This is a genomic window from Mycobacterium sp. NGS11 (assembly GCF_059813315.1).
Map to the genome: position 1 here is coordinate 78,598 of NZ_JCALEJ010000005.1, position 21,473 is coordinate 100,070.

16 protein-coding genes are annotated in these 21,473 nt (G+C 67.3%); 8 read left to right on the forward strand and 8 right to left on the reverse strand.

Annotation, left to right across the window (positions count from 1 at the left end):
• Positions 1-98 precede the first annotated feature (98 nt).
• Entirely contained in the window at positions 99-638 is a 540-nt protein-coding gene (locus tag AC5Y4T_RS08840; RefSeq protein WP_499952739.1) for a cytochrome b, read from the reverse strand.
• A complete protein-coding gene (locus AC5Y4T_RS08845; RefSeq protein ID WP_499952740.1) occupies positions 635-1,777 on the reverse strand; it encodes a catalase family peroxidase in 1,143 nt (380 codons plus the stop codon). Before AC5Y4T_RS08845 ends, AC5Y4T_RS08840 begins: the two co-directional genes overlap by 4 nt.
• A gap of 355 nt (positions 1,778-2,132) precedes the next feature.
• On the opposite strand from AC5Y4T_RS08845, the gene AC5Y4T_RS08850 reads away from it, so the two are divergent.
• The 5 genes from AC5Y4T_RS08850 (at position 2,133) to AC5Y4T_RS08870 (ending at position 7,552) form a co-directional block, all read left to right on the forward strand.
• A complete protein-coding gene (locus AC5Y4T_RS08850) occupies positions 2,133-2,510 on the forward strand; it encodes an STAS domain-containing protein (protein ID WP_499917475.1) in 378 nt (125 codons plus the stop codon).
• A gap of 59 nt (positions 2,511-2,569) precedes the next feature.
• Complete coding sequence (locus AC5Y4T_RS08855; RefSeq protein WP_499917678.1) at positions 2,570-3,013, forward strand: ATP-binding protein; 444 nt, start codon at positions 2,570-2,572, stop codon at positions 3,011-3,013.
• 165 nt (positions 3,014-3,178) lie between these two features.
• Positions 3,179-4,324: a phosphotransferase gene (locus AC5Y4T_RS08860; RefSeq protein ID WP_499952741.1), complete on the forward strand. Its 1,146-nt coding sequence runs from the start codon at positions 3,179-3,181 to the stop codon at positions 4,322-4,324.
• A 129-nt stretch (positions 4,325-4,453) separates the two neighbouring features.
• Positions 4,454-6,214: an N-acyl-D-amino-acid deacylase family protein gene (locus tag AC5Y4T_RS08865; protein ID WP_499952742.1), complete on the forward strand. Its 1,761-nt coding sequence runs from the start codon at positions 4,454-4,456 to the stop codon at positions 6,212-6,214.
• A gap of 6 nt (positions 6,215-6,220) precedes the next feature.
• Entirely contained in the window at positions 6,221-7,552 is a 1,332-nt protein-coding gene (locus tag AC5Y4T_RS08870) for an aromatic ring-hydroxylating oxygenase subunit alpha (RefSeq protein WP_499952743.1), read from the forward strand.
• 126 nt (positions 7,553-7,678) lie between these two features.
• On the opposite strand, the gene AC5Y4T_RS08875 is transcribed toward AC5Y4T_RS08870, so the two are convergent.
• On the reverse strand, positions 7,679-8,923 hold the full coding sequence (locus AC5Y4T_RS08875) for an HNH endonuclease signature motif containing protein (RefSeq protein ID WP_499952744.1): 1,245 nt from the start codon (positions 8,921-8,923) through the stop codon (positions 7,679-7,681).
• Positions 8,924-9,299: 376 nt separating this feature from the next.
• On the opposite strand from AC5Y4T_RS08875, the gene AC5Y4T_RS08880 reads away from it, so the two are divergent.
• On the forward strand, positions 9,300-9,560 hold the full coding sequence (locus AC5Y4T_RS08880) for a hypothetical protein (RefSeq protein ID WP_499917470.1): 261 nt from the start codon (positions 9,300-9,302) through the stop codon (positions 9,558-9,560).
• Positions 9,561-9,564: 4 nt separating this feature from the next.
• On the opposite strand, the gene AC5Y4T_RS08885 is transcribed toward AC5Y4T_RS08880, so the two are convergent.
• Positions 9,565-10,230: a response regulator transcription factor gene (locus AC5Y4T_RS08885; RefSeq protein ID WP_499917469.1), complete on the reverse strand. Its 666-nt coding sequence runs from the start codon at positions 10,228-10,230 to the stop codon at positions 9,565-9,567.
• Positions 10,227-11,444 (reverse strand): sensor histidine kinase, encoded by a 1,218-nt coding sequence (locus AC5Y4T_RS08890; protein ID WP_499917468.1) that lies wholly within the window; start codon positions 11,442-11,444, stop codon positions 10,227-10,229. The genes AC5Y4T_RS08885 and AC5Y4T_RS08890 overlap by 4 nt, the downstream gene beginning before the upstream one ends.
• A gap of 134 nt (positions 11,445-11,578) precedes the next feature.
• Here AC5Y4T_RS08890 and AC5Y4T_RS08895 point away from each other — a divergent pair, with 134 nt between their 5' ends.
• Together AC5Y4T_RS08895 and AC5Y4T_RS08900 are read left to right on the forward strand one after the other, a co-directional pair.
• On the forward strand, positions 11,579-11,959 hold the full coding sequence (locus AC5Y4T_RS08895) for a hypothetical protein (RefSeq protein WP_499952745.1): 381 nt from the start codon (positions 11,579-11,581) through the stop codon (positions 11,957-11,959).
• Entirely contained in the window at positions 11,952-14,807 is a 2,856-nt protein-coding gene (locus tag AC5Y4T_RS08900) for an MMPL/RND family transporter (protein ID WP_499952746.1), read from the forward strand. The genes AC5Y4T_RS08895 and AC5Y4T_RS08900 overlap by 8 nt, the downstream gene beginning before the upstream one ends.
• Here AC5Y4T_RS08900 and eccCa read toward each other — a convergent pair.
• From eccCa to AC5Y4T_RS08915, 3 genes are read right to left on the reverse strand one after another with little or no spacing between them, the layout of a single operon-like run.
• A complete protein-coding gene (gene eccCa, locus AC5Y4T_RS08905) occupies positions 14,788-19,002 on the reverse strand; it encodes a type VII secretion protein EccCa (RefSeq protein ID WP_499952747.1) in 4,215 nt (1,404 codons plus the stop codon). The two genes, AC5Y4T_RS08900 and eccCa, sit on opposite strands and share 20 nt — an antisense overlap.
• Before the next feature lie 3 nt (positions 19,003-19,005).
• Positions 19,006-20,493, reverse strand: a complete 1,488-nt coding sequence (gene eccB, locus AC5Y4T_RS08910; RefSeq protein ID WP_499917464.1) for a type VII secretion protein EccB — start codon at positions 20,491-20,493, stop codon at positions 19,006-19,008.
• A 2-nt stretch (positions 20,494-20,495) separates the two neighbouring features.
• The gene (locus tag AC5Y4T_RS08915) at positions 20,496-21,350 is read right to left on the reverse strand and encodes a transglycosylase SLT domain-containing protein (protein ID WP_499952748.1); all 855 of its coding nucleotides are present in this window, start codon (positions 21,348-21,350) and stop codon (positions 20,496-20,498) included.
• Between the last annotated feature and the right edge of the window lie 123 nt (positions 21,351-21,473).

Consider the following 21,473-nt stretch of genomic DNA (forward strand, 5'->3'; position numbering starts at 1 on the left):
TCAAGTCTGAATCGTGCCGATCATATTCGGCCACTTCGAGCCCGAGCAGACAGGTCGTCAGACTGCGATTTCGGTCTCAGTAGTTTGGCTGCCGAGCTTCAGCGCCACAGCGCCATGCGGTCCAGCAGCCGGTCACGCAGAACGAGCGTGTGGAAGAGTACCGCCGTGATATGGGCGGTAAACGCCAGGAAGAGCAGCAGCGCGAAAGCGCCGTGGCACTCCCGCAGCACCGCGAAAACGTCGACGTCGCGCGGCGCAATGCCGGGCAGCGCGACCGGCCCGAGCAGCGTGATCGGGAATCGCGCCGCGGACAACATCGCCCACCCGGTCACGGGCTGGACCAGCAACAGGCTGTAGAGCAGGTACTCCGACCACGTCGCGATGCGGCGTTCGGTTGCGCTCATCGTGGCCAGAAAAGCGGGCGGCCGGTGCCTGATCCGGTTCGCCAGCCGAACCAGCGCGAAGGCGAGGATCAGCAGGCCGAGGGGCCGATGGACGGCCAGCAGCAGCGGGTAGTAGCTCAGTGCGGCGATCATGGTCACGCCGATGAGCAGTTGTGCGATGACCATCGGCGCCATCAACCAGTGCAGAACGCGCGACGGCACGGTGAAGCGCGCCCCGGCGGTCGCGCGCGTCATTGGAGGACCGCTTCGACGTCGACCGCGCTGACCGCTTTGGGTTCGCCGGCGCGGCGGGTGAACGAACGGGCATACACGGCCGATCGCGCGGCCAGCAGTGGGTCATCGGAGGCGGCGATGCCGTCGGGCAGCACCAGCGGGTCGAAGTTGACGTCGCGCGCGTTGCCGGCGTCTTCCGTGTGGACCGCGGCGATGGTGATGGTGCCGGCGTCGATGGTGCGCCGCGCAGTAGGCCAGGGTTGGGTGGCGTCATGAGTCGGGTCGCCCGGCTCGCCCACGGTGAGGACGAGGCGCCAGTTCAGCGGCGTGTACGCCAGAGTGCGGATCAGGGCGTCGAACAGGTAGTCCCGGGCCGGTGGCGACGCCGTCACGTCGACGCCTTGCTGGGGAATCGCGGACCAGCGCACCGGTACCGTCGCGCCGGCGCCGTTGGTGAACCGGAAGGCGTTCAGCCCGTAAAAGGTGCTGTCGGCAAATCCCATGCTCGGCGGTGTCTGCTTGATGACGCGCATGGCCGCGGCGGTCTCGGGGTGGCGCTGCAGGAACGCGGCCATCTGCTGCGGGTCGGGCTTGCCCGTGCCTGGCAGCGGCTTGGACGCGAGCAACCGGTCGTAGAACCCCTGCGGCGTGCTGTCCGGAAAGACCGGGATGTTGATCATCGCGGTGCGCCACTGCCGTCCGTCGGGGCCGTCGAACAACAATGCCAGCCCCCGGACGGTGTCGAACTTGTCGGCCTGGTCGGGCAGCCCACCGGACAGCGAGAACCGCCCGATCAGGGGAACGCTCCCGCGCCGGAAGACCGCGGCCCGGCATATCGCCGCGGCTGCTCCGTTGCTGACGAACGTCCCGGTGGCGCTCAGGCCTTTGGCGTGGTTTCGCCGGAAGCCGTCATGGCGGCCGTAGACGCGCTCAAAGCGATCCGTGATCCCGGGCGGAGTCAGCGCGCCGGGACGCAGCCAGCCACCGGCATACGCGAACCCACCGACGTCGACCGCGGCGAACCCGGCTACCGCGCCCATGCCCAGTAGCGCGCGACGCCGGTTCAGCGCGCCGAATTGCGACGGCGTGGCCGGGGTCTCCGGCGGCTCGGCGGGCGACCCGTCATCGTGTTGCCCGCCGTCGCGATCACGGGATTCCACGGCCCACCGCCCTTCCCGTTTGCGCAGGCCACGCCGCACAAGCGCAGGACGAAGCCGGTGGTAGCAATTCACGCACGGGCCGCTGCCCCGTGCAACTTCTGCGCCGCCCATTAGGCACATCCGGACGACGGCGCGGCGCCCGAAATCGTTCAGCGTTTTGAGCGTGGTACGCCGCGTGTCCTACCATTGACTAAACACTTGTAGCTGTATCTGCATTCAGTAGCGCAGATCGACGGAGTGCGTCTCCTCCGTAGGCAACCGTGTTCCCCGAGGGTTGAATACACAGCCCCCGGATATGGCAATGGCTGTTAGAGCTAGCGGTGTCCCGCACGGAACCGAATGTGAGTGATAGACCATGGGCGAACAATCCGGCGATCTTGTCGATCCAACCGCTTTTGAAGTCGGCAAACATCAGGTAGACCAGGCGGTTGTACTCACCGTCTCCGGCGAGGTCGACATGCTCAGCTCGCCGCTGCTGGCCGACGCCATCCAGACCGCGATGGCCACCAAGCCCGCGGCACTGATCGTTGACCTCTCCAAGGTCGGCTTTTTGGCCTCGGCCGGGATGACCGTCCTGGTGACCACGCAGGCGGAGATCGAGCCGCCGACGAAATTCGCGGTGGTCGCCAACGGCTCGGCCACCAGCCGGCCGATCAAGCTGATGGGAATCGACAGCGTGCTCTCGCTCTACAGCAGCCTCGACGGTGCGCTGAGCGGCATCGCTGGTGAGTGAGCCTCGGCGAAGTGGGCACGCAACTGGGGACGATGGGCCGCTCTGATCAACCGCAGAACGTGTCGAACATCGATGACCAATCCCGCTTCGTGCGGACGCGAGTGGGCGCCGACGCGCGCAGCGCGGCCCGGATCCGCGCCGAGTTCGGGGTGTGGCTCGGACGATATTTCTCCCTTGACGACGACCGCTTCAGTGATCTCCTGCTTGCGGTGAACGAGGCGATCGCCAATGCGGCGGAGTTCGCGTACGTCGACGCCGCGGAGCGCGGGACCGTCGACGTGCGGGCGGCCTACGACGGCGGCTCGGACACCTTGGCGGTGTCCGTCGACGACCGCGGCCGGTGGCGACAGAAAAAGCCGGTCCAGTACCAGCAGCAGATGCGCGGCCGTGGCATCCCGCTGATGGAGGCGCTCGCCGACGAGGTCAGCATCGACCGCACTCCGCAGGGAACTCGTGTCACGTTGACGTGGACCGGCCTGACGCGGCCCGGCTGTAGCGCCTGATCATTGCTGCAATCACGCTTTCCTGGCTAGCCATTGGGCAGCAAGAGGATTCATCGCACAAACCGCCCGTGGCGCGGTCAGCTCGCGTCAGACAGCCAAGCGGCACAACGCATCCCGTAACATCACCGGCATGGGCGGACGGCTCGCAAATCAGGGTGGATGGACATGAAGACTCCTCTTGCGCAAGCTTTCTCGATTCTCGGTCTGGCCGCCCACCTGGGCCGAGGCGCGGGCCGGGTGGCCACCGACGCAGCGATCGGCGGCAGATTCGGTCTGCCGCGGACGGTCGACGCGATCGATCCCACAGTCCTGTCCCGGGTCATGGGTACCACCGTCCGGTCGATCCGCGTTCTCAGCCGGGACGCGGGCACGTCCTCGCGGGGCCGGCTGGTGTTGACCGGAAAGAACGTCCCCGACTCGGTGTTCGTCAAGGTCGCGGCGCAAAGCGCCGCGACTCGGCTGATGGGCGAACTCGGTCGCCTCGGACACACCGAGGTGCGGTTCTACCGTGAGCTCGCGCCTCAAGTCATCGGTGTGCCCTATTGCTACGGCGCGGCATTCGACGCCCGGACGGGCCGCTACCTGCTGGTCCTGGAGGACCTTCCGGCCGAGTCGTGCGAGTTCCCCGACACCTTGCATCCGTTGTCGGCCGATCAGGCGAGCCTGATCATCGAGCTGCTGGCCGAACTGCATGCCACCTTCTGGGGCCGGCTCCCGCGCGACGGGCGCGGTCCGATGGGCTGGCTGTATACGCCGTCCGGCGACGTCACGTCGTTGCTGACCGGTTCGCTGATGCACCTTTCGATCAAGCGGCTCGCCGAGCGCACTTCCCTGGTCGACGTCCCCGTCGACACTGGCCGCTTTATCGCCGACAACTACCGCGCCGTCGCCACGCTCATCGACACTCCCCCGCACACCGTCATGCACGGCGACGCCCATCCGGGCAACATGTACTTCCAGGGCGGGAAGGCCGGGCTGCTGGACTGGCAGGCGGTGCGCCGGGGACACCCGTCGCGCGAACTGGCCTACACGCTGATCACCAGCCTGACGCCGGAGGACCGTCAGGCCAACCAGCGCGACCTCCTCGACGACTACCGTCGGGCGCTGATGGCCGCCGGCGGACCCGAGTTGGACCGCGACGACCTGTGGCTGCGATTCCGCCAAGGCGCGTTGTATGCATACGTCGCCGCGCTGATCACCGCCGGGATGGGCGGGATGCAGGTCGAGAACATCGCGATGGAGGGCCTGCGCCGTGGCGTCGCGGCGCTCGATGATCTGGAAACCGTCGCCGCGCTGAAGGGTTCTCTGTAGAACAGACCCAATTCGGCTGAGGCTATTGCCTTCGTCCCGCCAAGAGTTACGCTACCTACCGTAGCGAAATGCTGCGCGGCTAGCCGCTCAGCCCTCCCGAGGCAGCCCCCGGCGGCGAAGAGGAGTCTCATGTTCGACCTGAAGATCATCGGTGGCACGGTCGTCGACGGCACGGGCGCGGAGCGCTATGCCGCCGATGTCGGCATCAAGGACGGCAAGATCGTCGACGTCGTGCGACGCTCGGCCAACGGCCCCGCGATGAGCGGGGAAGCGGCCGAAACCATCGACGCGACAGGGCATGTGGTGGCCCCCGGCTTCGTCGACATCCACACCCACTACGACGGCCAGGTCAGCTGGGACAGCCTGCTCGAGCCGTCCAGCGGCCATGGTGTGACCACGATCGTGACCGGCAACTGCGGCGTCGGCTTCGCGCCCGTGCGGCCCGGCAGTGAACAGTGGCTGATCGAGCTGATGGAGGGCGTCGAGGACATTCCCGGCACCGCGCTGACCGAGGGCATCACCTGGGGCTGGGAAAGCTACCCCGAGTACCTCGACGCGGTCGGCAAGCAGAAGTTCGCCGTCGACGTGGGCAGCCAGATCGCCCACGGCGCGGTCCGGGCCTACGCGATGGGCGAGCGCGGCGCGCGCAACGAGCCGGCCACCCCCGAGGACATCGAGGCGATGGGACGGCTGGTTCGTGAGGCGATCGAGGCCGGCGCGCTCGGATTCTCCACCTCGCGCACGATGGGCCATCGCGCGATGGACGGCGAACCGGTCCCAGGCACGTTCGCCGCCGAGGAAGAGCTGTTCGGTCTCGGCCGCGCCATGGCGGCGGGCGGTCAGGCGGTGTTCGAGCTGGCACCGCAGGGCGCGGCGGGTGAGGACATCATCGGGCCCAAGAAAGAACTGGACTGGATGCGGCGACTGAGCGGCGAGATCGACCGTCCCGTGTCCTTCGCCCTGATCCAGGTAGACGCCGATCCGAAACTGTGGCGCGAGATGCTCGACCTGTCCGCGGACGCGCACGCCGCGGGCGCCCGCCTCTACCCCCAGATCGCGGCGCGGCCGTTCGGCATGATGATCGGCTTCCAAGGCCATCACGGTTTCAGCCATCGGCCCACTTACCGCCGGCTGAAGGCCGAGTGCAGCCGCGACGAGCTCGCGCAGCGGTTGGCCGACCCCGCGGTGAAGGCGGCGATCCTCCCGGAGGATGACCTGCCCGCCGATCCCACATTGTTGTTCGACGGGATGTTCGCCTTGGTGCAGCACTCGCTGGGCAGGCTGTACGCGCTCGGCGACCCGCCGGACTACGAGCCCACCCCGGACCGCACCGTCGCCGCCATCGCCAAGGCGCGCGGCGACGATCCGCTGTCCACGCTGTACGACCTCATGTTGGAGTCGGATGCAACTTCCATGCTGATGCTGCCGCTGTTCAACTACGCCGACGGCAATTGCGACGCGATCCGGGAGATGCTGCTGCACCCGGCGGGCGTGCTCGGCCTCTCCGACGGCGGCGCCCACTGCGGCATGATCTGTGACGCGTCCTACCCCACCTTCCTGCTCACGCACTGGGCACGGGACCGGCACCGGGGCGAGAAGCTGTCGCTGGAATACGTGATCCGCAAGCAAGCTCGCGACACCGCCCACCTGTTCGGCCTCACCGACCGCGGCACCATCGAGCCGGGCAAGAAGGCCGACATCAACGTCATCGACATGGACGCGCTGACCCTGCACCCGGCGGCGATGGCCTTCGACCTGCCGGCCGGTGGGAACCGAATATTGCAGGGCGCCAGCGGTTATGCGGCGACCATCGTCAGCGGGACCGTCACCCGCCGCAAGGACGTCGACACCGGGGCCCGCCCCGGGCGCCTGGTCCGCGGGGCGCGCTAAGAGCTCATGGCAACGGTGGCCGGCAATCCGGCGCGCGCCCGCGATGAGGATGCCATCGGCACCCCGCCGGAAAGCCCGACGCTGGTGCCCGCCGAGCGCTACTACTCCCCCGCCTTCGCCGCGCTAGAGGCGCAGCGGATGTGGCCGAGGGTGTGGCAACTGGCCTGCATGGTCGACCACGTGGCGACACCCGGCGACTACTTCGAATACCGTTGCGGCCCATATGGGGTGCTGATCGTCCGTGACGACGACGGGACGCTCCGCGCCTTCCAGAACGTCTGCCGGCATCGCGGCAATTCGCTGTGCACCGGATCCGGTTCCGGCCTGCGCGAAGTCAAATGCGGCTATCACGGTTGGACCTGGGACCTGGCCGGTGCGCTCAAACGGGTGCCCAACCGCAAGGGCTTCGGCTCGCTGCGGATGTCCGATTTTCCCCTGATACCGGCGCGGGTCGAGACCTGGGCCGGGCTCGTCTTCGTCAACCTCGATCCTGGCGCGGTCTCGTTGACCGAATACCTCGAGGCGGTGCCCGACGACATAGCGTGGTGCCACCTGGAGGATTTCCGCTGCTACGCCACGCTCACCATCGAGGTCGACGCCAACTGGAAGACCATCGCCGACGGCTACAGCGAGACCTACCACATCCAGACCCTGCATCCCGAACTGCTGCGTTGCGTCGACGATATTCATGCGCCGCAACAGATCTGGGGCCACACCGGGAAATCGGACCAGCCCTATGGTGTGCAGAGCCCACGCTTTGACGGCGCCCTGTCCGACGAAGAGGTCTGGAACTCCTACGTTGAGACGCAGGGCGCGCTGATGGGGGCTGCCGACGGCACGCCCATCCCGGCGCGCGAGTCCGGCCAGACCGTTCAGGACCTTATCACCGCGCGCACTAGAGCATTCGCGGCCGAGCGCGGCGTCGACCTCGCCTGGGCCGATACCGACCGCATGACCCGGCTGCACCAGTACAACGTCTTTCCCAACATGACGCTGCTGGCCAACGCCGATCACCTGACCGTGATGTGCTCGCGGCCCGCCGCCGACCCCTCCCCCGACAAGGGCGAGCTGATCATGTTCTTGATGACCCGGCTACCGCCCGGTGCGCCGCACAACAAGCCGACGGATATGCGGACGACCGCCGGGGAGGCCGAACCGGGCCTGGTGCTCACCCAGGACATCGCGGTGCTTCCCGGCTTGCAACGCGGCATGCATCAACCCGGCTTCACGCATCTGGTGTTGTCCAGCGAGGAACGCCGCGTGATCAACATGCATCGCAACCTGGAGCGCTACCTCGAACTGCCCGAATCAGAGCGCATGACCGGCGGCGGGTGTTGACGGGTCTTGGGTCGCAGGCGGTATGGGTCGGGTGATCGGCCCCCGGTCGCATCAACGAAAGTCTTGATGTAGCAATCTGTTTGACACTCGTCGATCCACTGCCGGTAGTGACCCCGCTAACCCGCCTCAATTGTTGGGTGGTGGTGGTTGGGGTTGGAACGGTGTGTACCACCACCAGTCGGCGCGTTCGCCGAGCGGCCCACGGCAGGGAGGGACGGCGGGTGGGGGTTGGGTTGGTGGGCGCGCGAGCGATCCCGGGTGCAGTGCGTTCCCTTCGCTGTCGGTCACGACGAGTGCGTCTGCGGGTCCGGTAATGGTGATGACGCCCCGGTGGTGCAACCGGTGATGATGAGGGCATAGCAGCACCAGGTTGGCCAGTTCGGTGGGGCCGCCGTCTTCCCAGTGCCGGATGTGGTGTGCGTGCAGACCACGGGTGGCCCCACAGCCGGGCACCGCGCACATCCGGTCGCGATGCTCCAGCGCGCGGCGCAGCCGCCGGCTGATCACCCGCGTCGCACGGCCGGCGCCGATGACTTCGCCGTCGCGGTGAAACCAGGCTTCACAGGTGGCATCACAGGTCAGGTAGCGCCGTTCGGCGTCGGACAGCAGCGGGCCCAGATGCAGCGCCGCGGCGGGCTTTTCCACGTCGACATGCACCACCACGGTGGTGTGTTGCCCATGGGGACGCCGCGCCGCCTCGACGTCCCAACCCGTCTCGACCAGGCGCATGAACGCGTCGGCGGTGCCTGGCAGCGGCGGCGCCTGATCGCCGACGCCCTCGCCGTGCTCGCGCTTCCACTGAGCGATCAGCGCATCCCGATGAGACGCCAGCGCCGCGTCGAATTTCGCCGCATCCAGGTGTGGAAGTTTGATCCGCCAACAGGTGAACTCCTCGTTGGCGGCTTTGGTGATCGATCGCTCTGGTTGCGGCCCAGGATCGGGCTCGGGCCGCGGTTCCAACTTGACCGCGGTACGCAGCTGGTTGACCGTGGCGACCTGGGCCAGCGCCGCATAGTGCTCATCGGAGCCCTCGCCGGCGCGCGCCGCGATGACCCCGACCTGATCCAGCGACAACCGGCCCTCCCGCATGCCCTGCGTGCAGCGGGGAAACTCCTCGAACCGGCGCGCGACGGTAGCGATCGTGTGCGCGTTCGTCGAGGACGCCCCGAGCTTCCAGGCCACCAACGCCGCAACCGAGCGTGCGCCCGTGATCCCGCAGAGCCCGTCGCGATCGATCTCGGCGACGATCTCGACCATGCGCCCGTCGATCGCGTTGCGCTGACCGGTCAACTCTGCCATCTCCTCGAACAGCACCTCGAGACGATCCTTGGGGCGCACTTCGACGCTGGCTGCAATCGCGGTCGGAGACATGGCGCCATCATCGCAGCCACCACCGACAAACCCGACCGCCCGATCTGCTCAACGGGTCACCCTCACCCTGCTCTACCGGCCGCAAACATCGTGGAAACCCCGTATCTCGCGCGTCGACACCACTAGTAGCGCTTTGATTCTGCGCCGGGCGCTACCGCCTCCCAGCAAATGAGCGTCGGAACGCCGAAGTGATATCTCGCAACATAATTCGCGTTCACGGCGCGAAAGTGGCGTCCAGCGATTTAGAATCCCGCTTGTGATGACCCCGTCTTACCCCTGGGGGGGCAATCGAGGGCAACTTGCGCGGCACCTTCGGCTGCCGTATCACACGCTCCGCCGGCGGCGGACGCGACGTCTGTGCCAGAGTTTCGAACGGGTGGGCGTTCGAACGGCACCGGAGCGGCTGCGAGAAATGTTGGCGGGCGCGCCGCTGGCCGCGCACGAACTGCTCAACGTGAACTTCGCGTTGATCGCGATGCAGCTCGACCGCGAATCTCGCGCCGCGCGCTACAAGCGACTCAAGAAGCGCGGCGCCCGTTCGTTGATGTTCGCGGGTCTGATCGTGGTGGTGCTGAACTTCCTGATGTGCATGGCCTACGTGCTGTTGAACCTGGCGGAACAGTCGGCGCCTTACTAGGTCTTCAGCGCGGCACGACGATGCCGTTGTCGTAGGCGTAGACGATCGCGGCGGCCCGGTCGCGCAGATCGAGCTTCCCGAAGATGCGGCCGACATGGCTCTTGACGGTGACGCCGGAGATGCACAGTTTGTCGGCGATCTCCGTATTCGACAACCCTTGGCCGATCAATGTCAGGACGTCGAGCTCGCGGGTGGTCAGTTCGCCGATGGCGATGCCGCGGGGACCGGGTGCGGCCTTGCGGTACGTGGTGAGCACGCGCGAGGTGACCGCGGGATCGAGATAGCTGTCACCCCTGGCGACCGCCCGCACCGCGCGGATCAACTCCTCGGCCGAAGAGTCCTTGAGCACGAAGCCGGCCACGCCGGCACGCAGTGCTCCCGACAGCAGCTCGTCCTCGTTGAAGGTCGTCAGGGCCAGCACCGGCGGCCTGCCACCCAGCCTGCGCGTCGCCTCGATCCCGTCGACGCGGCGCATCCGCAGATCCATCACGACGACGTCGGGCCGGTGCTCGGCCACCGCGGCCGGCACCTCGTCACCGTCGGCACATTCCGCGACGACGACGAAACCGTCCTTGCGGCGCAGGATCCGGCGCAGGCCCGACCGCACCAGGTCCTGGTCGTCAACGAGCAGCACGGTGATCTCGGGCGTCGCTGAATTGTCTGGGATCATCCCTTGCACCACCACGGGCGCCAGGCGACATCGCCTTCGTGCAGCGGTATTTCCGCGCACACCGACCAGCCGTCGCGGGTGGGGCCGACGTCGATCGCGCCGCCGAGCAGCTCCACCCGCTGGCGCATACCACGCAAGCCGCGTCCCTCGGCCGACGGCGAGGCCGCCACCGCCGCGGGAAGCAGATTGGTGATGGCCAGCCTCGCCGACACCGCCGAAATATCCAACACCACACCGGCTTTCGACTCTGGGGCGTGCTTGGCGATATTGGCCAGCGACTCCTGGGTGATGCGGTACAGCGCGAGGCCGACCGCGGCCGACACGTGATCGGTGGGCCCTTCGACGCACAGCGCGACGGTCAGACCGGCCCGCTGAAAACCTTCGACCAGCACCGCGATGTCGTCGATGCCGGGCTCTGGAGCGGTCTGCGCGGTCTTGCTCGGCCAGTTGTCGAGCAGCCCGACGGTACGACGGATGTCGGCCATGGCCTGGCGGCCGAGCCGCTCGGCCTGCTCCAGGGCCTCGACCGCGTCATCGACGTCGCGATCCTGCTGCAGCGCGCGGCGCGCACCCGTCACGTGCAACAGGGTGATGCTCAGCGAGTGGGCGATGACATCGTGCACTTCGCGCGCGATGCGGCGGCGTTCGTCGGCGGCGGCGTGCTCGGCCAACATGTCTTGTGCCTCAATCTGTTCCGCCAGCAGCAGCCGCTGGGTTCGCATCAGGTAACCGAGCAGCCATCCCACCGCTATGAAACCCAGATACAGCACCACCGTGTCGAGGCGATGCAGGGCGGATGCGGTGAGCAACAGCGCCGCCGCCGAGAGGCTCGCCAGGATCCCGCCCAGCACCGACGCCAACGTCGCGACGACCAAGACCATCAGGACCAGCAACGCCGGGGCGAAATCGGCGTGGATGGGCGTGGACGTGCCAAACAGCGTCAGCGCGGTGGACGCCGTCCAGGTGGCCCACAGCGGCCCCGGGGTCATCTTCGTGTTGAAGATCAAGAACGCGAACGAGGGGGACAGCGCCAGGGCGAACGCGGTCAGCGCCACCGGCAGATCCGAGACGGGCCGCTGCAGCGTCCCGATCACCCCGCCGAGCACCAGGGCGACATCGACGGAGATCAGCGCCGCCCAGGTGATACCGACGGGAATCAGCTCGCTTCGCCGGCGCAGCAGTTCCCGCAAGTGATCCGCTGCGGCATGCAACATCGTCCAATCCTAGAAGAGCCGGCTGCCCCGTCACATCCTCCTGCGGGCGGCACCCGCCTCCGCCCGTGGTAGGAGACAAAGACTGCACTTCGGCACGACGCGCCGCGGGCCGCTGCTTTCCTAGCGTTTCAGTCATGACATGGACACTGCTGCACGACCGCATGGCCTTCATGGCCGAGGTGATACGCGCCGCCGAGACGGACCCCGAGGCGGCACTTGCGTTGATCGACAACTCATCCGAGGTGTCCGAGCTGTTCGGCGACCAGGAGGGCTTGATGCTCTCGCTCGGCCAACGCTGGATCACGATGCTGGTGGCCAAGCTGGATCAGGCCGCCTACGAGGGCGCGCCTGCCGAACAGGTGCGTGCCGATCTCGAGGCCGCCCATCCCGGGCTGCACGCCTTGGTGAAGATCGGCACTCGTCGCTCGCTGCGCGTGCGCTCGCTTACGCGCGGTGAGCACGTGGCCGTCGGCTTGTTCGGCGGGCCCAACGGTGATCGGCAGACCGTTGCATGACCGAATGGGCAGCCTTGCGCGATTGACCAGCCGGTACGCGGTCCTTATCGTCGGCCTCTGGGTGCTGGCGGCGGGAATCGCCAATGTGGCGGTGCCACAACTTGAGCGGGTGGTGGACTCCCATGCCCGGTCCTTCATGCCGTCCAGCGCGCCGAGCGCGACGGCCGCCGCCCGGGCCGCCCAGCTGTTCAACCAGACGCCCAGCAACAACTTCGTTTACGTTGTGCTGGAACGCGATCAGCGGCTGACGCCGCAGGATCGCCAGTTCTACGACGCGCTGACGACGGCGTTGGGCTCGGATCAGCGCCACGTGTATGCGGTGACAGACCTGTGGTCGCAGCCGGCCACGGCCGCCGGCGCGCAGAGTTCGGACGGCAAGGCCGTCAGCGTGATGATCCGGCTGGCCGGCATGCTCGGCACCGCGCAGGCGCGCGATTCGGTCAACGCCGTGCGCGGGACCGTCCATAAGCTGTCACCACCTACCGGTCTGGCAGTCCATGTCACGGGCCCCGGAGCCACGATCGTCGACGAATTCTCCGCGATCGATCGGCAGATGCTCGGGATCACCGCCGCCACCATCGGCCTCATCCTGCTGTTGCTGCTGGTGGTCTATCGATCACCCGTCGCGGCGGCGATCCCGCTGATCTCGGTCGGACTTGCCCTGGCGCTGGCCCGCGCCGTCGTCGCGGCGCTGGGTCAATCCAATGTGGTTGAGGTGTCGCTGTTTTCCGTGGCGCTCATGGCGGCCATGACGCTGGGAGCCGGAACCGACTATGCGATCTTTTTGGTCGGCCGCTACCACGAAGGCCGGCGCCGCGGCGTGGCTCCGGCCCAGGCGCTGACGCAGGCCTACCGGTCCATCGCGCCCGTGGTGATCGGATCGGCGCTCACCGTGTCGGTGGCGCTGGCGTGCCTGGTCTTCGCGAAGGTGGGCTCTTTCCGCAGCGCGGGATTGCCCTGCGCCATCGGCATTCTGGCGACAATGGTCGCGGCACTGACGCTGACGCCCGCGCTGATGAGCCTGGCGATACGGCGCGGGTATCTCGAGCCGCGGCCGTCGAAAACCGCGCGGCGCTGGCGCCGGGTCGGAACGGCCGTCGCCCGCTGGCCCGGCCCGATCCTGGTCACTGCGCTGGCGTTGACCCTGCTGGTCGCGCTGCCGTTGGTGAGCATGCGAGTCGGCTTCAACGAACCCGCGGCCACGCCGTCGGCCACCGACTCCAACCGTGGCTATGCCAGCGCCGACCGGCATTTCGCGGCCAACGCGCTGCTGCCCGACGTCATCGCCGTCCAGGCCGACCACGACCTGCGCAACCCGGCCGGGCTGATCGCCATCGAACGGATCACCAGCCACGTCATGGCCGTACCGGGTGTGCGTGCGGTGCAGTCCGCCAGCCGTCCCGACGGCAAGGTGCCCGAACAGGCGACATTGACCTATCAGGCCGGTGTGCTCGGCCGTCAGTTCGGTGACACCATGGATTCGCTGACCCAGCGGCTCAAGCGGGTTTCCGAGCTGGACACCGCGCTGGCGCGGACCCAAGCCGCGGTCGACGGGTTGGGCAACGGATTGCGCGGTGGCAGCGCCGGATTGGCCGACATGTCCGGCGCCGCGCAAGACATGCGGGCCGGGATGGACGGACTGCAGAGCAATGTCACGACGGTATCGGGTTACCTTGACCCGCTGCGGGACTTCGTCGAGCGCACTCCCGACTGCGCCACCAATCCAATTTGCTCAACGGTGGACCGTGTCCTCCAGCCCGTCGATAGCCTGGTGCAGACGTCTACCCGGCTGGGCTCGGGCGCGGCGAAACTCACCAGCGGGTCGAGCACGGCGGCCGCCGCGATGGCCACCCTGCCGCAGAGCGTGGCGTCGATGAAAGACGCCCTGGGGCAAGCCCGTTCGGCCACCCGCGACTTGCTGAGTCTGTCCGATACGCTCGGTCCGCAACTGCGCCAGTTGACCGATTACATAAACGAGATCGCGACGCAGTTCCAGGGCAGCGCGGCAGGGGACTTCTACATGCCGCAGCGGGCCTTGACCGACCCGCGCTACACCACGGCGCTGGGCCACCTGATCTCCGAAAACGGGCGTGCGGCTTACCTGCTGGTGTACGGCGACGGGTCGGAGTGGGGCGCCGACGGTGCCAAACGGGCGGGGCAGGTGCGCGCCGCCATCGACGAGGCCACCAAGGAGGGCACCCTCACCCCGACCGAGGTCGACCTGGCTGGAGTGGGCCCGGTGACCGCCGACCTACAGCACTTCGTGGCCGGCGACACCGAGCTGTTGGTCGGTGCCGCGCTGGTCCTCATCTTCCTCATCGTCACCGCGATGTTGCGCAGCCCTGTCGCGGGACTGGTCGTCGTCGGGACCGTCGTCACCTCATACGCTTCGGCCATCGGTGCCAGCGTGCTGATCTGGCAGCACCTGCTTCATCATGACCTGCACTGGGCCGTCGCGCCGATCGCCTTCATCGCGCTGATCGCCGTCGGCGCGGATTACAACCTGCTGCTGGCGTTGCGCATCAAACAGGAAGCGGCGGCGGGCCTGAAGACCGGCATCATCCGGGCGTTCGGCGGTACCGGAGGGGTGGTCACGATTGCCGGCGTCATCTTCGGGCTGACCATGCTGGCGCTGCTGAGTAGCAGCGTGCTCAGCATCGCCCAGATCGGTACGACGATCGCGGTCGGATTGTTACTGGACACGCTGGTGGTGCGAGCGTTCATCGTGCCGTCGATCGTGGCGCTGTTGGGGCGGTGGTTCTGGTGGCCGAGTCCGCTCCCCCGCCGCACCGTCGCGCCATCGGCGAGAACGCCTGAGCCGCAACTGGTTACTGCTGGGGCGGTATGACAGATGAGGGCAGTCCGACCAGTACGCCTTCGACGTCTCCGTCGACGCTGACCAGCAGGCCGCGCCCCGGCGGCAGTGTCTGGGCCCGGACGTTGCGGTTGATCCGGTTCTGCGGGTCGTTGTCCATATAGAGCTGCGCCACCTTCGCCGAGTTCTGGAAGCGCATCCACGGATCCATCTGCAGCGTCGCCCAGTTCGCGCTGTTGCGCGTGGTGAAGACGTGTAATCCGATCTGCCGCGCACGCTCCATCAGCTTCCACAGCGCGGCGCCCACCGGAGGTTTGGGCGGGTAACTCTGGTCCGGACGCAAGTCCTGAATGTCGTCGATCAGGACAAAGTGCCGCGGGCCCTCCCACGGTTTCAGTGCGCGTAACTCCTCCTGGCTCAGGCCTTTCGGAGGCAGCCGGGGCAGCAGGACCTGCTGCGCGAGTGCGGTGATCACCTCGTCGATCTCGTCCTGGTCGTAGGCGTAGGCGCTCACGTAGCCGGGCCCGTGCAGGTCGCGCAGACCGTGCGGTGCGGTCTTGGGGTCGATCAGCGTCAGCTGCGCTTCCTCGGGGCTGAATCGGTTCATGATCGCCTCGCCAATGGCGACCAGCGACATGGTTTTTCCGCACCCTTGCCGTCCCAAAATCATCAATCCGGGGCTCTCGCGCAGCTTGATGGGCACCGGCCCCAGCTCGTGACGTTCACCGATGGCGAAGGCGAGCGAGAGGTCCTCGCCGCTGGGGTGTCCGGCCTCGTACTCCAAGATCGCCTTCAGCGCCACCCGCTGAGGCAGACGCTGCAGGGTGGCGTGCTTGGTGACTCCGGCGACCTCCGCGATGCGGGCCCCGACGTCGACGATGCTCACCACCACGCCGGTGTTCGGATCGGTCAGGGCCGGAACACCGACCCGCAGTTCGTGCAGGCTGTCGGTCAGGCCGAAGCCGGGCCGGTTCAGCGTCCGCCGCGCCGCGTCGCGTGACTCCAGCGAGGAGTGCCCCATCTGACTCTCGCTGGGGTCGGCCAACCGCAATTGGATTCGCGCCGTGGCGTTTTGCAGCAGGCTCTGCCGCTGGCCGTGAATCCACCCACCGGCGCTGCACATCACGTGCACGCCGTATTCGGGGCCGCGGCTGCTCAGCGAGATGATGCGGTCGCCCAGCACAGTGTCTTTCGAGTACAGGTCGTCGTAGTCATCGACCACCACGAAGACATCTCCGAACGGATCGTTGGCGTCGGTGCCGCCCAATCCGTCACTGCCCGGCGCGAAGCGGCGTTCCCGGAAGCCGTCGAGGTCGATCTTGAGGCGTCGAAACGAGTCCTCGCGGGCGTCGATCAACGCGTCCATGCTGCTCAAAATGCGCTCGATGCCCTCGGCGTCCTTCGGCGAGACGATGTCGGTGACGTGGGGCAGCGAGGCGGCCTGGGCGAGGGTCGCGCCGCCGATGCAGAAGAACGTCACCCGCGACGGGCTGTACATGGTTGCGGCCGAGCACATCAGCGTCATCAGCGTGGTGGTTTTGCCGCGCTGCTTGGCGCCTACCACGATCACGTTGCTGCGCAACGCGTCCACCGCATGGACAATCTGCTTCGACTCTTCGGGGATGTCCATGACGCCGACCGGGAACATCAGCCCCGCGTTGCGCCCGTAGTCGACGTGCCAGGGCTTGCCGCGGTATCCCGCGACCAGGGCGTCGATGGACTCGGGCTCCTCGAGCGGCTCCAGCCACGGCCGGCGCGGTGAGCGGTGCGGCACCTCGTGCAGCGACTCCCGCAGCACGTCGACGATCTTCTTCCGTTTGAAACCGTCGTCGTAGTAGAGGAATTCGTCGGGTTCGGCGTCGACGGCCGCGGCGGCCTCCAGCGCGGTGGCATCGGAGGCGTCCAGCGGCTGGAACTGCCAGTTGTACAACCGCGGCTTGGTCAGCGTCATGTCGACGGTGGTGGCGACCTCCTTGGCCTTCGGCACCACGAACGGGGCGGAGAGATAGAAGCAGCGGAACGGTTCGAGATCACGCGGCCCGACCTTGAGCAGACCGAAGCCGTTTTCCTTCGATGGCAGGTGGTAGGCGGCGTCCGAGCCGATCACCTCGCGGCTGTCGTCACCGGACTCGGCGCGCAGTGCGATGCGGAACGCGATGTTGGACTTGACCTTTTGCAGCGACGACAGGTCCAGCCGCTGCCCACCCAGCATGAAGAAAACGTTGGCGCCGCGGCCCTCCTGGCCGATGTGGATGATGAGATTGATCCACTTTTCGTGATTGGCGAACAGCTCCAGATATTCGTCGACGATGACGAGCAGGACCGGCACGGGGGGCAGATCGCGCCCGGCAAGCCGGATCTCTTCGTAGTCGTTGGCGTCGCGGGCGCCCACCGACGTGAACAGCTCGTAGCGTTGCTTGATCTCGCCATCGATGACCCTGCGCATTCGCTCGGCCAAATGCCGTTCGTCCTTGCCGAGGTTCGACAGCGCGGCCACCACATGGGGAATGCCCAGAATGTCCTGGGCCGCCGATTCGAACTTCATGTCGACGAAGATGACATTGAACGTCTCCGGGGAATGGGTCAGTGCGATGCCGTAGACCAACGACAAGAAGAACTCCGACTTCCCCGAGCCACTGGTACCGATGACCACGGAGTGGAACCCGAAGCCGCCGAAGTCTTTGGCGCGGATGGTGATGTTCTGCAGCTCGCCGTTGGGTTTGGCGCCGACGGGCACCTCGCACCAACGCTCGTCGCCGCGTCCCCGCCGCTCGGCCCACAGCCGGTCGACGTCAAGATCGCGGGGGTCGCTGATGCCCAGGGCCCGCAGGAGTTCGGTTGCGCCGCTGACAGAGTCGGCGATCTCGCTGCGGCTGGTCGGCGACCAGCGGGCCATCGCCCGCGCGTACCGGTAGGCGCGGTGCACGGACAGTTGGTCGGCGTGGGCGAAGAACTTGTTGCGCACCCGCAGCAGCGGCGCCGGGCGGTCGTCTTCGCCGTCGGCGTCGGAGCCGTTGCGGCGCAGGGCTACTTCGCCGTTGACCGATCCGTTGGGTGCGCTGTGCCGTTCGCTGAGGTCGAAAACCTGGTCATTGGCGAAGCCGACGCCGGTCCCGATGCGTGAGGCGATGCGCAGCAACGTGATTCCCGCTTTGCCGACCTGGCCGACGACGCTCTCCCACGCATCGGGGCTGCCGGTGTTGTCGTCGATGATCACCAGGTGCGGGCCGAGATCGACCGTGTCGCTGCCGGTTTCCAGGGCCGAGCCCATCGCGGTGGGGCTGGCCGCGGCCAGCGGCGTCCAGGCGCCGCGCTTGCCCTTCATGTGCAGCTCAGCACCCAGCGTCTCTTCGAGTTCCTCGGGCGTGGCGAAGATCAGGCGCCGAAACCCGCACGCGTCGAACAGTTCGTCGTGCAGGTTGTGCGGCAGCCAGACGATCCACGACCACACCTCGGGGTTGCGGGTTACCACCAACAACTTGACGTCGCGCGGGTTGTGGAACACCGCCAGGGAGCACAGCACCGAGCGCATCAGCGACCGCAGCCGGTCGAGATCCTCGCCGACGAAGCTGAATCCGGGCGCCGAGCGCAGGTTGACCACCTTGGCGATGTCGCGAATCTTGCGCTGCTCCAGGATGAAATCGCGAAGTGCCTGCCCGGTGACGGGTTCGAGCTCCTCATCGGAGGCGATGTCGGGCCAGGTCACCGACAGCACCGAGTCCGGCGCGTGCTGCACGCCCGTGCCGAGCCGCACCTCCAGGAAGTCGGCGTCGCCGCGCCCGCGTTCCCACATCCGGGGGCCGCCGATGATGGCGCCGAGCCCGCGCGGGTCGGAGTGCACGGAGTTCTGCCATTCGCGTTGCGCACACACCGCGGTCTGGATCTCGTCACGGTTGCCGTCGAGGTCACGAAGATAGCGACGACGACCCTTTTCCATTTCGCCCCAGGTGATCTTGCGGGCACGACCGAAGCGGCCGGAGAACGCCAGCATGCTGAAGGCGCCGATCCCCATCAGGGGGAAAAAGCCGGTGGTCAGGCTGCGCACGCCCGAGACGTAGAGCATGACGATGGTGCCGATGAGCGCGACGATCAGCGCGGGCACCCCGATCATCACCCAGATGTTGCGCGGCTCGCGTTCTGGCAGCGCGATAGGCGCGCTGGGCGCTACCCGCACGGGTTTCGGCGGCTCGATCTTGACGCGGTTGATGGGGAACGCTTTCTTGGACATTCTCTAGCCTCCCGGCTTCGCCGATGTCGTCACCACAGCCACCTTGCCGAGCGCCGGGACGGTGTCCCGCGCCAAAAGCGCTGCCTCCCTTGACAACGCCGGGCCAGCGGCGAAGGTCCGCAGCAGCGGCCAGGGGGCCTGGACCGCCGATCCCGGATCGAGCCCGAGCGCGCGCAACGTCGTGTCGTCATTGGTGATGCCGAACCGCACCCCGTTGTCGGAGACCCAGAACAACGATTCGCGGGAATCGGAGGTGACCACGCCGCTGGTCGACGTGACGAAGTTGGCCGCGCCCGGCAACACCAGCACCTGGTTGGCGACCACCGAGGCAGGGTCGCGGTCGTCACGCACCAGGTGAACGATGCGGTTGTCCAGGTACGACGGTGTGGGAAGTCCGCGCCCGTTGTAGACGACAACGCGCGCCTGCGGATCCGTCGAGCCCTTCTCCCATCCGACACAGGTGGTCGGATCGGCGGCGGTGTCAATGAAATTCAGGCGCTTGGTCGGGTAGTAGTCCACCGCGAGCGAGGACACCTCGGGTATGTTGACCAACACGTCGGGAGCCACGACGCGGGGCGCCGTGGAGCCGTACGAGTTGGCGCTGCGCAACAGGTCGGCGACGAAGCTGGTGATCTTCTGCACCCCGTCGGGCAACAGGACGTAGAACTGCTTGCCGCCGCTGGCGGTCTGGGCCTGCAGCACCGCGCCGACCTGTGAGCCCGACACCCACGTCGAGGGCGTGCCCGCCAGGGGCACCGCGGGCACACCGAGCGGTTCGGTCGCCGGCAACGCGTCGTGGAGGGCCCGCGAAATCTCCACCGGCAGAGTCACTCCCGGGTCCAGACCCAGGCTCAGCGTGACCGCCCTGTTCGACGGATCGATCTGCGAGCGCTTTCCGCCCCAGATCACATAGGTGTTGCCCTCGAACGTGACCAACACCCCGGCGTCATCGCTGAGCGGTGTGGCGCGGTCGAAGCCCTCGAGCTGCCCGGCGATCGAAGTCACCAGCGGCCGCTCGGAGCTGCGCGGTCGGCCCGCCGTGTCGCACACCGCCCACGCCGACGTCGCCCCCCGATGAACCGGCATGGCCGCCGGCGCACCCGGGATACCGACCAGCGGCCCGGTCGGATACTTCGCTATCTCGGCCGGTTTCACCCATGTCGGCTGATTCGCCGTGCCAGTGGCCAGCCGCGCGGACGTCAAATTCAGCACCGGATACAGCCGCCCGTCGATCCTGGCGTAGAGCGCCCCGGAATCGCGGTCGCCGATGATCGCGGAATCACCCACGATGCCAGTCGGTTTCAGAACATTCAGCAGCAGCATCCAGCCCGACGCGATGGCCACCAGAAGTACCGACAACACCAGCGCGGCCGTCTGCTTGCGGTCGTCGTGTTTCATGCGCACCGAGAAACGGGTGGTCGCCGCGCGCAGCCGCCGGTTGTAGAACAGGTGCCCGGAGTTCTGGTCGCGGTTAGACAAACTCAGCGGCATGCTCAGTACCCCTTGGGTGCTCGGTGAGGATCGGCCTGCTGAATCCGATCAGCCAAATTCGCGGCGTCCACTGCCACCCCGTAGCGGCCCATCGCATAGTTGATGAACGCACACGCCTGCGCTACGAGATTGTGGATGTCGCGCGAGGTCCCCGGCTGGTGATACGCCGCGAAGGTCGGCGCGATGAATTGCCAGGCGCCCTTACTCGGTGTGCCCCGCGCCGCGTTGGAATCCCAGTCGTTGACCGCGTTGGCGTTGTAGTTGGATTCGCGGCGGGCCACCAGATCCATGCCACGTTCCCAGCGAGCGCGCGCCGCCGGGTCGTAAATGCCCTTGATGTCCAAGGCTTTACGGATGGCCGCCAACACGGCCGGGCGTCCGCTGGCCTGGTTGTGGTGCATCGACCGCCCCCGAAGGTAGTGCAAGCGTCGCAGTCTGCGCGCGAGCAGCTTCGCCCGCCGGCGCGATCCGGCGACGTGGCGATGTTGGGTCCGCAGCCGCGCCGCCATACGGCCTTCTGCCTCGCGTCGACCCATCGGTGTATCGGCGGCCGGTGTCGTGTCGGTTAAGGCGGCATCGAGCACCGTTCGCGTCGCAGCGTGGCTGTGCGTGTGATCGGCCCGCGCCGCGGTGATGATCTGCCCCAGCATCCGGTCCGCATGGGCCGACCGTGTCAACCGCTTTCTTGAGGTATCCGACCGAGTAGCTGCCGCGCTGGGCAGCCCAGCGGTGAGATGCGTGAGCGCCGCGGCGCGGGCCTGTGCATCGTCGATGCCGTGGTCGGTGGTGAAGCCCGCGAACAGATTGTGGGCGCGAGACAACGCCGTGACCGCTTGTATTTTCAGAGGATCAGTCACCGACTTCCCCGCCGTGATTCACCTGTGCGCCCTCTTGACGCCGCATCCTTGCCGGACACTTCGCGCTAGTACTCCCACACACTCCTGGCCGCGCATTGCGCGGTCGCTGCAGACTTACCAATA